The sequence below is a fragment of the Mesoterricola sediminis genome (genome assembly GCF_030295425.1).
In the GTDB taxonomy this organism is placed as follows: Bacteria; Acidobacteriota; Holophagae; order Holophagales; family Holophagaceae; genus Mesoterricola; species Mesoterricola sediminis.
Window position 1 is genome coordinate 1,458,590 of record NZ_AP027081.1, and the last position, 13,876, is coordinate 1,472,465.

22 protein-coding genes are annotated in these 13,876 nt (G+C 67.0%); all 22 read left to right on the forward strand.

Going from position 1 to position 13,876, the window contains the following annotated elements:
* The first annotated feature begins 11 nt into the window (after positions 1 to 11).
* The 22 genes from R2J75_RS06375 to R2J75_RS06480 all read left to right on the forward strand — a co-directional run bounded on the left by R2J75_RS06375 (position 12) and on the right by R2J75_RS06480 (position 13,871).
* Positions 12 to 467: a D-Ala-D-Ala carboxypeptidase family metallohydrolase gene (locus R2J75_RS06375; RefSeq protein WP_316411316.1), complete on the forward strand. Its 456-nt coding sequence runs from the start codon at positions 12 to 14 to the stop codon at positions 465 to 467.
* Positions 460 to 645, forward strand: a complete 186-nt coding sequence (locus R2J75_RS06380) for a hypothetical protein (protein WP_316411317.1) — start codon at positions 460 to 462, stop codon at positions 643 to 645. The genes R2J75_RS06375 and R2J75_RS06380 overlap by 8 nt, the downstream gene beginning before the upstream one ends.
* The gene (locus tag R2J75_RS06385) at positions 638 to 892 is read left to right on the forward strand and encodes a hypothetical protein (protein ID WP_316411318.1); all 255 of its coding nucleotides are present in this window, start codon (positions 638 to 640) and stop codon (positions 890 to 892) included. The genes R2J75_RS06380 and R2J75_RS06385 overlap by 8 nt, the downstream gene beginning before the upstream one ends.
* Positions 885 to 1,538 (forward strand): hypothetical protein, encoded by a 654-nt coding sequence (locus tag R2J75_RS06390; RefSeq protein ID WP_316411319.1) that lies wholly within the window; start codon positions 885 to 887, stop codon positions 1,536 to 1,538. The genes R2J75_RS06385 and R2J75_RS06390 overlap by 8 nt, the downstream gene beginning before the upstream one ends.
* Before the next feature lie 85 nt (positions 1,539 to 1,623).
* Positions 1,624 to 1,875, forward strand: coding sequence for a hypothetical protein (locus tag R2J75_RS06395; RefSeq protein WP_316411320.1), 252 nt, complete (start codon positions 1,624 to 1,626; stop codon positions 1,873 to 1,875).
* Positions 1,875 to 3,257 carry a DUF4055 domain-containing protein gene (locus R2J75_RS06400; RefSeq protein ID WP_316411321.1) on the forward strand — a complete coding sequence of 461 codons (1,383 nt, stop codon included), beginning with the start codon at positions 1,875 to 1,877 and terminating at the stop codon, positions 3,255 to 3,257. The genes R2J75_RS06395 and R2J75_RS06400 overlap by 1 nt, the downstream gene beginning before the upstream one ends.
* Before the next feature lie 9 nt (positions 3,258 to 3,266).
* On the forward strand, positions 3,267 to 3,725 hold the full coding sequence (locus tag R2J75_RS06405) for a hypothetical protein (protein WP_316411322.1): 459 nt from the start codon (positions 3,267 to 3,269) through the stop codon (positions 3,723 to 3,725).
* A gap of 1 nt (position 3,726) precedes the next feature.
* A complete protein-coding gene (locus R2J75_RS06410; RefSeq protein ID WP_316411323.1) occupies positions 3,727 to 4,692 on the forward strand; it encodes a hypothetical protein in 966 nt (321 codons plus the stop codon).
* Positions 4,692 to 4,844, forward strand: coding sequence for a hypothetical protein (locus R2J75_RS06415; protein ID WP_316411324.1), 153 nt, complete (start codon positions 4,692 to 4,694; stop codon positions 4,842 to 4,844). Before R2J75_RS06410 ends, R2J75_RS06415 begins: the two co-directional genes overlap by 1 nt.
* Positions 4,845 to 4,847: 3 nt before the next feature.
* Positions 4,848 to 6,521, forward strand: a complete 1,674-nt coding sequence (locus R2J75_RS06420; protein ID WP_316411325.1) for a hypothetical protein — start codon at positions 4,848 to 4,850, stop codon at positions 6,519 to 6,521.
* The gene (locus tag R2J75_RS06425; RefSeq protein WP_316411326.1) at positions 6,518 to 6,829 is read left to right on the forward strand and encodes a phage fiber-tail adaptor protein; all 312 of its coding nucleotides are present in this window, start codon (positions 6,518 to 6,520) and stop codon (positions 6,827 to 6,829) included. The genes R2J75_RS06420 and R2J75_RS06425 overlap by 4 nt, the downstream gene beginning before the upstream one ends.
* Positions 6,826 to 7,968: a minor capsid protein gene (locus R2J75_RS06430; protein WP_316411327.1), complete on the forward strand. Its 1,143-nt coding sequence runs from the start codon at positions 6,826 to 6,828 to the stop codon at positions 7,966 to 7,968. The genes R2J75_RS06425 and R2J75_RS06430 overlap by 4 nt, the downstream gene beginning before the upstream one ends.
* Positions 7,969 to 8,068: 100 nt before the next feature.
* Complete coding sequence (locus R2J75_RS06435; protein ID WP_316411328.1) at positions 8,069 to 8,851, forward strand: hypothetical protein; 783 nt, start codon at positions 8,069 to 8,071, stop codon at positions 8,849 to 8,851.
* Between the two features lie 12 nt (positions 8,852 to 8,863).
* Positions 8,864 to 9,841: a major capsid protein gene (locus R2J75_RS06440; protein ID WP_316411329.1), complete on the forward strand. Its 978-nt coding sequence runs from the start codon at positions 8,864 to 8,866 to the stop codon at positions 9,839 to 9,841.
* Between the two features lies 1 nt (position 9,842).
* Positions 9,843 to 10,373, forward strand: coding sequence for a hypothetical protein (locus R2J75_RS06445; RefSeq protein ID WP_316411330.1), 531 nt, complete (start codon positions 9,843 to 9,845; stop codon positions 10,371 to 10,373).
* Positions 10,374 to 10,376: 3 nt separating this feature from the next.
* Positions 10,377 to 10,613, forward strand: coding sequence for a hypothetical protein (locus tag R2J75_RS06450; protein ID WP_316411331.1), 237 nt, complete (start codon positions 10,377 to 10,379; stop codon positions 10,611 to 10,613).
* Between the two features lie 2 nt (positions 10,614 to 10,615).
* Positions 10,616 to 11,140, forward strand: coding sequence for a DnaT-like ssDNA-binding protein (locus tag R2J75_RS06455; RefSeq protein WP_316411332.1), 525 nt, complete (start codon positions 10,616 to 10,618; stop codon positions 11,138 to 11,140).
* Entirely contained in the window at positions 11,137 to 11,520 is a 384-nt protein-coding gene (locus tag R2J75_RS06460) for a hypothetical protein (RefSeq protein ID WP_316411333.1), read from the forward strand. Before R2J75_RS06455 ends, R2J75_RS06460 begins: the two co-directional genes overlap by 4 nt.
* Positions 11,521 to 11,570: 50 nt before the next feature.
* Positions 11,571 to 11,948 carry a hypothetical protein gene (locus tag R2J75_RS06465; RefSeq protein WP_316411334.1) on the forward strand — a complete coding sequence of 126 codons (378 nt, stop codon included), beginning with the start codon at positions 11,571 to 11,573 and terminating at the stop codon, positions 11,946 to 11,948.
* Positions 11,945 to 12,322: a phage tail terminator-like protein gene (locus R2J75_RS06470; protein ID WP_316411335.1), complete on the forward strand. Its 378-nt coding sequence runs from the start codon at positions 11,945 to 11,947 to the stop codon at positions 12,320 to 12,322. The genes R2J75_RS06465 and R2J75_RS06470 overlap by 4 nt, the downstream gene beginning before the upstream one ends.
* 8 nt (positions 12,323 to 12,330) lie before the next feature.
* Positions 12,331 to 13,491 (forward strand): phage tail tube protein, encoded by a 1,161-nt coding sequence (locus R2J75_RS06475; protein WP_316411336.1) that lies wholly within the window; start codon positions 12,331 to 12,333, stop codon positions 13,489 to 13,491.
* 11 nt (positions 13,492 to 13,502) lie between these two features.
* The gene (locus R2J75_RS06480; protein WP_316411337.1) at positions 13,503 to 13,871 is read left to right on the forward strand and encodes a hypothetical protein; all 369 of its coding nucleotides are present in this window, start codon (positions 13,503 to 13,505) and stop codon (positions 13,869 to 13,871) included.
* Positions 13,872 to 13,876: the final 5 nt, after the last annotated feature.

Sequence of the window (13,876 nt, forward strand, 5' to 3'; positions counted from 1 at the left end):
TCGGAGGACCCGTGACGAGCCTGACCGCCCATTTCACCCTGGAGGAGATGACCCGGAGTGAGGTGGCGTCCCGTCGCGGGATCATCAACACCCCCAACCAGGACCAGGCGGAGAACCTGGAATACCTCTGCATGACCCTCCTGGAGCCGATCCGGAACATGCTGGGCTGCCCCCTGCACGTGAACTCCGGCTTCCGGTCGCACGTGGTCAACCTGCTGGTGGGCGGGGCGTCGAACTCCGCGCACCTGGACGGGCGTGCCTGTGATTTCGTCCCGGTGGGCATGGACATCCGGCTCGCGTTCGACGCCATCCGACGTTCGGCCCTGCCCTACGACAAGGTGCTCCTGGAATGCGGCTCCTGGATCCATGTCCAGATCGCCCCCAAGGGAGCCCAGCCCCGCCGGCAGGCCTACCTCGCCACCGGAGGCCCCGGCGCATGGGAATACCAGGAGGTGCGCGGTGCGTGATTTCGCCCTGGCTCTGGCTGCCTTCCTGTCGTTCGCGGCGATGCTCAGTTTCCGCGTCTGGTTCCCGCGCCAGCCCTACGTCAACCGGACTGCCCGCATCCTCTGGTGGCTTGGCCTCCTGGGGGCCATCGGTGCCGTCCTGACCATCGCCTACGCTGTGGGGGTGCGACGTGCCTGAGTGGCTGACCCCCTACCTCACCGCCGGGATCCCGCAGAGTTCCAAACGGCTGGTCATGGTGGCCGCCGCGCTCGTCCTGCTCATGGTTACCGCCATCATCGGGGCCGCCTGCGCCTACCGCATCGCCTCGACCGGGGACCTGGGGTCTGGCGCCGTGACCGTCCTAACCCTCGTCGCAGGGATCGCCGCCGCCCTGGCTGGGGTGGCCTACCGCAAGCCGGACACCAAGGGGGGCACCAATGCTTGACCGCCTGAAGACCGCCCTCACCCGCTACCGCTGGATCGGACCCGTCCTCCTGGCCCTGGCCTGCCTCTGGATCGCCCTGGACGTGCGCTCCTGCACCGCCAGGCGCTCCATGGACAACGCAGCCCAGCAGGCCGACCAGAGCCACGAGACCGCGGTGATCGCCGCCGCGCAGGGAGCCGCACATGACGCAGAGGCCCAGGCCCGCGAGGCCAAATTGCAGGACGCGGAGGCCCGTGTCGCTCGGCTCAAGGCTCAGCTCTCCCGTCTACAGGCGGCTCCACTGGCGCCTGTTCCTCCCGTGGGAACTGTGCCTCCCGTGGTGGCCGGGGGTGACAACGCCGGAGGGGAACCTGGAATTCAGCCAGCCGGAGACCCTGAAAAGGCCGTACTACGTGAGCTAGTCCAGGCCCAGGACGTGCAGATCCAGGGGCTCAAGGCCCAGCTGAACACTGTGACCCTGTCCCGCGACTCCTGGCGCATGTCCGCGCAGGCCAGGGCCCAGGAGTCCATCCAGCTTCGCGCGTCCCTCGCCGCCGCCCAGGGCCTCGCCAAGGCCGAATACTGGCGGGGGTTCCGCACCGGCCTACTTGCCGGGGGGCTCACGGGTGGCACCGCCGGGGTCTACGCCGGCATGAGGATCCATTGACCGCCCGTGGCGGTCGTATCGCAACGTGCCTCCCGGAGGGAGGCCCCACCAACTGGGCGGAATCCCGCCAGTTCTGAGGCTTCCCATGACCCTCCCCAAACTGGATATGTCCTTCAACCTCCAGAATTTCCTCACGGCCATGGCCATCGCCGGGGGCCTCGTCGCGTGGGGGATGCGGATCGAATCCCGCATCTCCGTGGTCGAGTCCACGGTGGCGGCCCAGAAGGAAATCGACAAGCGCCAGGACGCCGAGAAGGACCGCTCGCAGGATCAGGTCCGCGCTGACCTCAAGGAGATCCAGGCCAAGCTCGACCGCCTGATCGAGCGGAGGCGCTGATGGGCATCTCCACGCGACACCCCACGTTCCAGGCCATCGTGGCCAAGGCCGGCGTGGTCCGCGATGTGGTCGAGGGCGAGGATGCCGTCAAGGCCAAGAAGACCAAATACCTCCCCAAAATCGGCGGCCAGAGCGAGGACGAATACGACGCCTACCGCAACCGGGCCATGTTCTACGGCGCCACGGGGCGCACCCTGGAGGCCCTGTCCGGAGCCGTCTGCCGCAAGGCCGCGACCCTGCACGGGCCTGAGACCTGGGTGAAGAAGTACGCCGAGGACGTGACGGGAACCGGGGTCAGCCTCAACTCCATGGTCGGGGAAATGGTCCGCGAGACCCTGACCACGAGCATGGTGGGCATCCTGGTGGATCACAACGGGAAGCGCCCCTACATCAGCTCCTACGTGGCCGAGAACGTCATCAACTCCCTCCCGGACGGCACGATCGTGCTCTCCGAAACCGAGTGGGTACCCAGCCCGGAGGACAAGTACACCCTCACGCAGCAGACCAACTACCGGGAGCTGGTCCCCATCCCTGGAGGTGTCCAGGTCAACCTCTGGAAGCCCGATACCTCCGGCAAGCTCACGATCACCCTGGAAACTGTCCTGGACCGTCGCGGCGACACCTCCGTGATCCAGGAGCCTCCGTTCGTGCTGGCGCAGCTCCCCAGCCTGCCCCTGCTCCCCCTGGCCAACGCCAACCTGAGCCACTACCGGACCTCGGCGGACCTGGAGAACGGCCTGCACTGGGGCGGCATTTTCACGCCCTGGGTCGCGGCGAACCTCGACGGCGACAAGACAACCCTCAAGATCGGGGACAGCAACGCCTGGATCCTCCCCCAAGGATCCACGGTGGGCATGCTGGAGGTCACCGGGGCAGCGCTCTCCGCCCTGGAGACCAACAAGAAGGCCAAAGAGGACCTGATGGCCGCCCTCGGGGCGCGGCTCCTGGTGGCCCAGAAAAAGACCGCCGAGACCGAGGCCACGGCGCGGATCAACGCGGGAGGGGAGGGCGCTACGCTCTCGATGACCGTGGACACCATCGAAACCACGCTCACCAAGGCCGCCCGGATCATGGCCCGCTGGGACGGCCTCAGTGATTCCGATGTCGAGTCCATCCGAGTCGAGATCAACCGCGATTTCGTGGACGCCCGCCTCAGCGCCCAGGACATCGCCGCCTACCTCTCCCTCTACACCGCCGGAACGATCGACCTGGAAACGTTCCTGCTCATCCTCCAGGGCGGGGAAGTGCTGCCCGATGGGCGCACCCCCGAGCAGATCCGGGACCTGCTCGACACGCAGGCTCCCCCCATGGCCGCCTCGGCCTCCGACCCCGCCGCCAACCTCAAGGCCCGCGCCGCCGCGCGCAAGGCCCCCGCCAAATAAGGAGACCCCATGGCTGCTCCCGGCTCGTTCATTCTCACCCAGGCCGCCCGCCAGTGGCTCATGGACGGCACGTTCGACCTCGACCTCAACACGTTCAAGGCCGCCCTCCTGACGAGCGCCTGGACGCCCAACATGGCCTCGCAGAGCCTCTTTGCGGACATCTCCGCCAACGAGGTGGGCACGACCAACACCGGCTACACCGCCGGGGGCAACACCCTGACCAGTGTCTCCGTGTCCCAGACTGGAGGCGTGGGCAAATTCACCGGGACGATCCCCACCTGGACCGCCGGGAGTGCGGGTCTCACGGCCCGCTACTGCGCCATCTACGCCGTGGGCACCCTCAACGGCCACCTGAACCCCCTCCTGGGCTATTTCCTGCTCGATAGCGCCCCCGCCGACGTGGTGACGGCCAGCGGCAACACGCTCCAGGTCAACACCCCGGTCAGCGGGTTCTTCACCCTGACCTGATATGGCCCTCAAACACACCAAGACCAGCGCCAAGAGCGACGGTGCGGACTCCACCCAGGTCCAGCCGAGCGACTGGAATGCGGAGCACGTCGCGGATGCCGGCGGCGTCCAGATGGCGGTGGCCAGCACGGACCCCGCGCCCAGCGCCGGATTCGCCAATGTCTACACCAAGGCGATCGGGGGCTACACCGGGCTCAAGTGGGTCGGTTCCAACGGCGTGGACAAGCTCGCCCAGACCCACCTCGGGCAGGACAAGGTCGCGTGGGGAACGGCCATCGGCAACGCCACGACGGTGATCGCCTGGACCGGCATCGTGGCCCCGACCTATCTGGGTACCGCCACCGCCCGGAACTGGGCCTCGACCAATCTGGTCACGCGCACCCGCAGGATCGCCTATGTGTCCAGCTCGACGGCGGGGAGCCTGGCTGGAGCCTACTGGACGGTCGCCCAGTTCTCGCTCGGCGTCCCGGGGACACCCAACGTGGGCGGGTTCCTGTGTGTCATCCGTTTCGCCGTGAGCGACGCCGCAGCGGTGAGCGGAGCCCGGATGTTCGTGGGCATGAGTTCCAGCACCTCCGCCGCGACCAACGTGGAGCCCAGCACCCTGACCAACAGCGTCGGCGTGGCGGCGATCAGCACGTCCAGCAACCTCCAGATCGTCTACGGGGGCAGCGCCGCCCAGACCGCCATCGACCTGGGATCCAATTTCCCGGCCAACAGCCTGAGCGCTGACCTCTACGAACTGGCCCTCTACGCCAACCCCGGCGCCAACAACACGGTGGGCTACAAGGTGACGAGGCTGAACACCGGACACGTCGCGGAGGGAACCCTGACCGCGGCGACCCCCGGAACGCAGCTTCCGGCCAATGCCACGGCCTTGTGCATGCGGGCCTGGAGGTGCAACAACGCCACGGCCCTGGCGGTGGGCCTGGACCTCGTGAGTTTCTACATCCAGACGGACGATTGATGAGCCCCTACACCGTCAGCCTCAGCCTAGGCACCGTCACTCGCAACGAGGACGGGAAGATCGTGGCGCCCTGCCAGAGCCCGGAGGACCCGGATTTCATGGCCTACATCGCGTGGGTAGAGGCGGGGAACCAGCCCGACATCGTGGAGTAGCCCATGGCCATCGGCCTGCGGGGATCCTACATCAGCGCCGGGCTCTCGCAGTCCGGCGTTGCTGTGCAGGCCGGGGACCTCATCGTCGTGCTCTACTCGGCCAACCTGGGACCCTACCAGTGGGCCGCCAGCGACACGGCGGGCAACACCTACTCCCAGATCGGCGCCGTCACCACATTCTCGAACGCCAGCGTCTACCAGCAGGCGTTCAAGGCCATCTCCGCAGCTTCGGGAACCATCACCGTCAGCGTCAGCGACTCCAGCGGGGCTAGCCAGGCGGTCATCGGCGTCCTGGTCATCTCCGGGGCGCTCCAGGACGCCTCGAACGTGGTGGACGCCTACGTGTTCGGGGCGGACGAGACCAGCGCGGGGACCTCCCACAGCGTAGGACCCATCACTCTGACCGGCGCAGATTACGTCGTGGCGTGGTGGAGCCAGTATGCGACCCTCACCAACACCTACAGCGCAGGCACCCCCGGGATCCTCCAACAGATCTCGTCCAACCCGTTCGCCGCCCTGGCCGGGGGCACGGCCTCAGCGGGGAGCTACACCGGCAGCGCCACGACGAGCGCCAGCATCAGCACGGGCAAGGCCTTGTTCGCGTTCAAGCCCGCGCTCTCCACTGGCCCCGCATTCGACGGCGGTGCGTTCGACAATTCGGCCTTCTACACCCCAGCCGCCTCGGGTTTGACCCCCACCACGGGTGCCCTCACCCTCAACGGACAGACCCCCAGCCTGACCCAGGCCCTCCTCCCCATCGCCGCCTCGCTCCTCTTGACGGGGATGGTCCCGAGCCTGACCAAGGGGCTCACCCCCCAGGGCGGGTCTCTTGCGATCGCAGGGCAGCAGCCGACCATCTCCCAGGGCGTGACGCCAGGGACGGGCGCCATCACGATCACGGGCAACGCCCCCAGCCTCACCCGGGGCATCACTCCTGGAACGGGCAGCGTCTCCCTCACGGGGCAGGCGCCCTCCCTCACCCAGAGCATGACCCCCACCCCGGGGGCGCTTTCCCTGTCCGGCCAGACCCCCTCCCTGACCAGCGGGGTCACGCCCACCCCTGCCGCCCTGGTCCTGACGGGCCAGCAGCCAACCCTCAGCGCGGCCACCGGCCTGACCCCGCAGACGGGCTCCCTGACCCTGACCGGCAACGCGCCCTCCATCACCATCGGGATCACCCCCCAGACGGGCTCCCTGGGGCTCTCAGGGCAGGCCCCGGCTCTGACCCGGGGTGTCACCCCCACCCCAGGGGCTCTCGCGCTCTCTGGGCAGGCCCCAGCCCTCACGCGGGGCCTTCTGCCGTCCTCTGGGGCGCTCGCCATCTCCGGCCAGGCACCGACCCTCACCCGTGGGTTGACCCCTGCGCCTGGCGCCCTGGTTCTCGCCGGTCAGGCTCCCAGGTTGACCAGGGGTATCACCCCAGGCTCGGCGGCGCTCGCCCTGGGCGGGCAGACTCCGACCCTCACCCAGTCGGTCACGTTCACCTCCGCGTCCCTGGTCATCTCCGGCGGGTTCCCGTCCATCACGATCTCCTCGCCCTACGAGGTCCCCGACTCCATGGTCACGGCGTACATGACCTCCATGGTGGAGGCGCCGGTCCTGGACACCCTGGCCGAGGTCCCCCAGTTCGTCCACCTCGTCACCGCGCATCTCGACTACCTCGTGGAGGCCGTATGAGCCAGTTTTTCAGCCCCAAGACTCCCATGGCCGTGATCAAGCTGGGCGTTGACTGGACCAAAGCGCTCGCGGAGCTCGGGGACACGATCCAGTCCGCGACCTGGGCGATCACCAACACGACGGACCCGAGCGAGGTCACAACCGCCATGCTCCAGGGCGCGGTGGACCTCTCCAAGACGGGCCAGGTCTGGCAGAAGGTCTCCGGCGGAACCGCGGGATGCGTCTATGAGCACACCTGCACGGTCACGACCACGGGCGGGCAAACGATACCCTACAGCGTCCGGCAGAGCGTCAAGGCGGATTCATGAAAGTCCCGGACAAGATCCGTTCCAACCTCATCTCCCATCAGGTGGACCTGCTCCGCTATGAGGCGGGGCTGCGCAAGGACATCCGCGACATGCTGGTCCAGCTCGGGAGGGACCTGAATACCGCCCTTGTCGGAGCCGGCCTGGACACCCCCCGCACGGACTGGCAACGCGCCAGGATGCGGGCGCTCGCGGACGAGGCGGAGGCCAAGATCAAGGAGACCTACGGGACCATCTCCGAGGCGCACCTGGGCGAAATGGAGGGTCTGGTCGAGGTCAGCAGCGCTGGGGTGGTGACGGCCATCAATGAGGCGCTGGGCGCGGACCTGCTCATCAAGCCCAAGTGGACGAGCGAGCAACTGGCCAAACTCGTCGGGAATACCCTGATCGAGGGGGCGCCGTCCGCCGACTGGTGGGACCGGCAGGCCCAGATCCTCACCAATGCGTTCTCGGACACGCTCCGGCAGGGGCTCCTCCGTGGCGAGACGATCGACCAGCTCCGCGACCGCGTGATCGGCATGGACCTCCCCGGGGTGGACGCCGTGGGCAAGGTGGACCTCCGGCAAGTCCCCGCCCAGGGCAGGGGCGTGATCTGGGAGGCCCGGCGCAACGCGGAGGCCCTGGTCCGCACCTCGGCCATTTCCATTGCGGGCGAGGCACACCTGGCTGCCTACGAGGCCAACGCGGACATCATGGCCGGGTATCAGTGGTGCTCCACCCTCGACGCCAGGACCACGCCGATTTGCCGGGCGCTCGATGGATTGCGCTGGGACATGGACTGGAATCCCATCGGCCACGATTTCCCCTACCCTGGCCCTACGGCGCATTGGGGCTGCCGGTCGTTTACCCTCCCCGTGACGAAATCCTGGGAGGAACTGGCCCGCGAGGCCCACGGCAATTCCCGGATGGCCAAGGAGCTGGACAAGATGGGCCCGGGGCAACGCGCCTCCATGGGCGGCCCAGTCTCCGGAGACCTCACGTTCCAGGGCTGGTTCGACGGGCTCCCGGAGGCCAAACAAAAGGAGATCCTGGGGCCCAAGCGGTACGATTCCTGGGTATCTGGGAATCTCAAATTTCAGGACATGGTGGACCAGTCCGGGAACCCCCTGACCCTCGAACAGCTCCGGGCGAAGTCCGCGTAAACCCGCGCCACGACACGATTGCGCATGCGATGGCCCAACATGCGACAGTCCGGGAGCCAACCTCTGCATATGCCCACGGTGTGGGCGTTGTGGAGATTCCATGGCCTTCAAGATGAAATACGCCACCAAGGCGGAAGTTCCTGCGGAGCTTCAGCCCCACTTTGTCGAGAAGGACGGCGCGTGGGTGGCTGACACCGAAGTTGGAGAGCACCCCTCCTTCATCGCCGTGCGCGAGAAGAAGGACGAACTCCTGGGCGAGGTGAAGAAGGTCAAGGCCGAGCGGGAGGAAGCCCGTTCCGCTGTCGATCAGGTCAAGACCGCCCTCGGGATCACCGACCTGGCCGAGCTGCCCAACGCCCTCAAGGGCAAGGCCTCCGCCGGCAAGGAGGAAGTGGAGAAGATCGTCACGGAGCGCGTCGCCGCCTTCAAGGCCGAGTCTGAGAAGCAGGTCAAGGCGCTCACCGATCAGAACAACGCTGCCCAGGCGCAGCTCCAGGTCCTCCTGATCGACAACGCGATCACCGCCGAGGCCACCAAGGCCGGCATCGCCCCCACCGCCATGCAGGACGTGCTCCTGCGGGGCCAGCGGCTCTTCAAGGTCGTGGAGGGCAAGCCCGTCCCCATGGACGGGGAGAAGGTGATCTACGGCAAGGACGGCGTCAATCCGATGCCGGTTTCCGAATGGATGGGTCGCCTCACGACCGAGGCCCCCCACCTGTTCAACCCCTCCCAGGGCGGCGGTGCCAAGCCCGGGGAAGGCGGACGCCAGCCTGTGGCCGGGAATGTCCGCAGCCGCGCCGATCTCAAGAACGACGCGGAGAAAGCGAAGTTCATCACCGACCACGGCGTGGACGCCTACAAGGCGCTTCCGGCCACCGCATAAGGAGCCATCACCATGGCCATCGGCAAAGCCTCCGACTTCGTCATCTACCAGGACCAGTTCCAGGCGGGCGTCTGGGAAGCTATCACCCAGAACGTCAACGTCTTCAACGGTGCCTCCGCCGGCGCGATCAAGTTGGTCGCGAAGGACCTGAAGGGCGACTTCAACAAGGACACCTTCTTCAAGACCATCGCGGGCCTCGTCTCCCGCCGGGACACGACCTCCACCGCTACGGTGGCCGATACCGCCCTCGCGCAGGGCGAGAACATCGGCGTGAAGCTCAACCGCAAGATCGGCCCCATCGCCCTCACCCTGGACTCCCTCCGCAAGATCGGGTCCAGCAGCGAGGAGATCAGCTTCGGCATCGGCCGCATGGTCGGCGAGCGCAAGGCCGTGGACATGCTCAACGGGGCCCTCATCGGCGCCACCGCCGCCCTGGGCGCCCAGTCCAGCGTCCTCTACGATGCCACCGCGGACACGACCAAGACCCTGAACCACACCGCCATGGTCAGCGGCATGGCCAAGTTCGGCGACCAGAGCGCCCGCATCAAGGCCTGGGTCATGCACTCCAAGCCCTACTTCGACCTCGTCAAGCAGGCGATCGGCGACAAGATCGTGGAAGTGGCCGGCGTCACGATCTACAGCGGCAACGTGGCCACGTTCAACCGCCCGACCATCGTCACCGACGCGGCCCCCCTCCTGGTCAGCGGCTCCCCCAACACCTACCCCATCCTGGGCCTGGTCGAGGGCGGCATCGTCGTGACCGAGAGCGAGCAGCAGGAGATCGCCACCCAGCTCGTCACCGGCCTCGAGAACCTGGTCCACCGGATCCAGGGCGAGTTCGCCTACAACCTCAACATCATGGGGTTCCAGTGGGACGTGACCAACGGCGGCGCGAACCCCAACGACACCGCCCTCGGCACCGGCACCAACTGGGATCCCGTCGTGACGTCCTACAAGGACTACGCGGGCATCTACCTGAAGGTGCAGTAAGATGCGGCCCCTGATCTTCGGGTCCCCCGAGGACGCGAGGTTCCAGGCCGTCAAGGCGGAGCTGGAGGCCCAGGGCCTCCGGCCCGTCTTCCGGAATCCCGCCTTCTTCAAGGTCAACGAGGTCGAGAAGGCGGACCTCGTCGTTGTCGGCGCGGAGGCAATCTTCGCCGCCGACATCAAGGCTGCCTTCGAAGCCCTCCAGGCCGAGGTTCGCGTCCTGGAGGCTCCGCCCGAGCCCGAGGGCCTGACCATCCAGGTCACCGTCGAGACCCCCGAGGTCAAGGCCGCCCTGGAGGAGGCCTCCGCCCTCATCAAGTCCCTGGAGGAGGCCCTGGCCGCCAAGGACGCCCGGATCGCGGAGCTTGAGGCCGCCCTGGCCGGGAAGCCCGTGGACCTCGACTCCATGAAGGCCAGCGAGCTGATCGACTACGCCGCCAAGAACGACCTGGACATCGGCGGGCTCGTCCCCCAGGCGGGGCAGGTCCGCATCCTCGCCGCCGTCAAGGAAGCCATCGCCAAGAAGGAGGCGTAAGCCATGGCCGTCAACGTCGAGATTTCTTCCACCGCCCTGACCGCCGTGACCACGGCCCGCGGAAACTACACCCTCACCGCCGGGGATCACCGGAAGCAGTACGGCACCCTCAGCGTCAACGAGTTCGTGGGCACCTGCGTCCTGCTCATGCTCGAACGTCTCGCCCAGGACCACACCTACGAGACCGAGTTCCGGAAGAGAGCCGCCGCCTACAAGGCCTCCTCCCAGTTGGTGGCCTGATCATGACCCTGATCACGACCCCCGGCGATCCCACCGCCAACAGCCTCGCCTCCCTCGCGGAGGCCGAGGCCTACATGGGGTCCGTGATTTTCAAGGATGACTGGACCGCAGCCACGGAGGCCACCAAGGAAGCCGCGCTGCGTCAGGCGTCCAGGCTCATGGGCCAGTGGGCCTGGAAGGGCATCAGAGTCACCAAGGCGCAGGCGATGTGCTGGCCCCGGGTGGATGGCGTCCCTCGCTACAACCTGGACAACCCCCCGTCCATCCTGCTCTGCGACGAGGACGGCTACTACGTCGCCGCCGACGAGATCCCCACCTGCGTGAAGGAGGCCTGCATCGAATACGCCTTCCGGCTCCTCTCCGAGGACCGGGAGGCTGACGCGGGCGCCCTCGTCCCCGATGACCTCAAGAGCGGCACCACGACGATCACGAACCTCCGCCGCCGGCCCATCCCGCCCTCCGCGCTGGACAAGGTCAGGTTCTGGCTCACCACGGACGGGATCTCCGTCAAGCTGGTGCGCGGATGAACCTGGACCCGCTCCTCGTCTCCCAGGTCCACAAGGCCTACGTCCTCACCGGAGCCCCGAAGGGGGCCATCACCCGGAAGGTCAAAGGGGAGATCGACCCCGGCCAGGGGGAGCCCGTTAGCGTGACCACGCTCACGGCAGCGCCCCTGTACCGCGAGGATTCGACCAGCCTCAAGACCCTCGGGTCGAAATTCGGGGAGGACTTGGTCCTTGGAGGCGATGTCCAGATCAGCATTCCTGCCTACAAGCTGGCGTTCCGGCCCGAGGCCGGTGACCGGTTCTCCTACGCTGACGGTGCGTCCAGGGCCATCGTGGATGTCCGCCCCAGCTACGCCCCCGGGGGGACGCCCACGGAGTATTCCCTGCTGGTGCGCCGATGACCGGCTTTGGTGCATCCCTCCGCGATTTTGCCAAGGGCACCGGGATCCGCATGGACCAGGTTGTCCGCAAGGTCGCCTTCGACCTCACGAGCGATCTGGTCAAGCTCACTCCGGTCGATACCGGCCTCGCCCGGTCCAACTGGTTCATCGACTACCAGCGCAACCCCTCCACGGGCATCGACAAGGTCAAGAGCGGGGCGCCGTCTCTCCAGAGGGCGGCCACGTTCATCTCCACCCTCAAGGCCGGCGGGGTCTTCTACATCACCAACAACGTGCCTTACATCATGGTCCTGGAATACGGGTCCTCGAATCAGGCGCCCGGAGGCATGGCCCGGATCACCGTGGCCCGTTGGCAGCAGGTCGTGGACGGGGCGGTCAAGGCCGGATCCCAGTCCTCGCGCATGACTATCTACCGGGGTGAGGCATGAGCGAGACCGCACGCGCCGCCCTGGACCAGCACCTCGCCGCCTTTGTCGATGACCCGTCCACCATCGCCTGGCCCAACCGGGTGTTCGACCCCGCGAAGGTCACCGCCTACTGGAAGGTCTCTCTCCTGCTCGTGGGCATCAACCCTGAGCAGGGTTCCGAAAACGATCACGTCCAGGGGATCTACCAGGTCTCCAGGATGAGCCCCCCGGATTCAGGCATCGCGCAGGCCCTCAAGGACTGCGAGGCCCTGGCCCAGCATTTCCGGCTGGCCCGTCTGGGAGATGTCCAGTGCGGGCGCCCCACGATCGGGACGCCCATGTCGCAGCCCGACCGGCTCCACACCCCCGTTTCCATCCCGTTTCTCTGCCTCTGAGGTGACCCATGGCTGTCGAGAATGCCAACAGCACGCAGCTCGCTTACATCCAGGAGGGCCAGTTCGGCGTGACGCCCTCCACCCCCACCGGCCAGCTCATCCGCTGGACGGACCTGAGCCTCGGGCCCGACCGGGACTACATCGACAACCCCGAGTACCGCACGGATGGCCAGACCGCCGCCGGGAGGGGCGGGGCCATCCGGGGCAAGGGCAGTTTCGGGGGGAAAGTCTCCTACGGCACCCTCGATGATTTCCTCGCCGCCGCGCTCGGCAATTTCGGCTGGTCCTCCAACGTCATCAAGATCAAGGGCACGTCGGTCATGAGCGCGGCCAGCGTTGCCGTCGCCGCCTCCGGCAAGACTTTCACGCGCCTCGCGGGGTCCTTCCTCACGGACGGTTTCGCGGTGGGCGACTACGTCACCTGGTCGGGGTTCACCAACTCCGCCAACAACATCACCGTCCAGATCACAACCCTGACCGCCACCGTCATGACCTGCTCCAACGCCGCCGGTCTGGTCGATGAGGGGACTGCGACGGGGCGCTCCTGCGTGACCAACACCCGGCCCTCGTTCACGTTCGAGAAGGGCCACCGCAACAACGGCCTCTACTTCGGCTACACGGGCTGTGTGGTGGACGGGTTCGAACTCAAGGGCGCGGTGGACTCCGCCGTGGAATACGGCATCGACCTGCTGGCCAAGGCCGCCCTGGACGAAGCCCGCGCCAGCCTGTTCTCCGCCCTCACCGCGGTCAACACCAACCCGCTCCTCACGACCTGGGAAGGCGGGGCCAAGAAGGGCGGAAACTCGATCAGCCTGACCTCCTGGAGCATGAAGGTCGCCCGGAATTCCGACAGCGGGAAGGTCTGCGGCTCCAGCGCCCTCTACGACATCTCCCCCCGGGCCGCCAAGGTCACCGGGAGCCTGGAGCTCTACTTCGACCAGAACGCCTACGGGCTCTACACCGACATGCGGGCCGACAACGACGCGGCGCTCCAGTTCATTCTCGGCTCCGGGACGGCCAAGTCCTACCAGGTCGACCTGACGAAGTGCAAGTTGAAGAACTGGAAGGGCGATCCCAGGGAAGGGATGGGCCTCGTCTCCGTGGACTACGAGTCCTACGCCCCCGATTCCGGGACCAACACGGCCTGCATGATCACCCGCATCCCCTGATAGGAGCACGCATGGACCTCTCTCTCTTCAAGGTCAAGGACTCGCTCTGGGTGGACATCATCCACCCAGAACTGGACGGCGACCTCTCGTTCGAGCTGGCCGGCCCCTCCCACCCGCGCACCCTCCAGGCCCAGCGCGATTTCCAGGACCGTCTGGCCAAGGGCCGGCGGAAGCGCCTGGATGCCGACGAGCTGACCGCGATCGGCAATGAAGCCCTGGCGGCCCGGATCCTCTCCTGGAAGGGCCTGGAGTGGGAAGGCAAGCCCCTCGAATGCAACCAGGAGAACGCCATCAAGATCCTGGGCAGCAAGAACTTGGCGTTCATCGCGGACCAGATTTCCCGCGCCCTGGGGGATAACGACAGTTTTTTCGGGAAGTAGAAGCC